Consider the following 759-nt stretch of genomic DNA (forward strand, 5'->3'; position numbering starts at 1 on the left):
TATAAGCACGGTCCTGCGAGATCGAAGGAACTTCGCTGGCCATCGGGTCAAGATCAGACGCGTATTGTGTTTACACCGCCCGAATCAAAACGAGAAATTGCTCATACCTATGAAGGGGAATGGGGCATTTTCAAACTATTGGACCAATCACTCAAGGCTCGACCAGAGTCCCGCAACGACAACATTGTCATGATCGATTTGAAGGGGAACAAGGTTCAGCTTGAGTTGATTCCATCTAGTGCAATCAACCCATTTTGGTCTAATGAGATGGAGAGGTTCAGATGTCCGCAAACCGTGTAACGCCTGAGTGGGGCTACATCGGAAAAATGCCGGCTAAAGGTGACTTTGTTAAGGACGGTATTTCTCCTGAATTTGCAAACCGTTGGCACGACTGGCAGCAAGCTGTTATTGCAGTGAGTAAAGAGCAACTGGGTGACACTTGGAACGATTATTTTTTAACTGCACCAGTTTGGCACTTTGCACTGGATGTGAGTTACATGGACGATGCTACGTATATCGGCAGTATGATTCCAAGTGTAGATGCATGCGGTCGCTACTTCTTTTTTACTGTTGTTCGAGCGGTAAAAGGCAAAGCAGCACAGTATTGGGCACAAAGTGGCTGGACTGAAGATAGCCAGACTCTAGCGCTGTCAGTGTTAGACGATGAATTTGTATTTGATGTATGGCACCGAAGCATGCAGCAAAAGTGTGAGCTTGTTTCTGAAGTATCGATATGCAATGAAGAAATGGCGCTTTTGT

2 protein-coding genes are annotated in these 759 nt (G+C 46.0%); both read left to right on the plus strand.

Annotated features, from left to right (window positions below; translation table 11 throughout):
- Positions 1 to 300, plus strand: a 300-nt coding sequence (locus R8N49_RS26670; protein WP_318190391.1) for a type VI secretion IcmF C-terminal domain-containing protein, incomplete at its 5' end; no start/stop codon positions are given.
- Positions 282 to 759 (plus strand): type VI secretion system-associated protein TagF (tagF, locus tag R8N49_RS26675; RefSeq protein WP_318190392.1); only part of this gene is annotated, 478 nt, incomplete at its 3' end. The genes R8N49_RS26670 and tagF, both read left to right, overlap by 19 nt.

Source organism: Vibrio sp. 1978 (assembly GCF_033344345.1).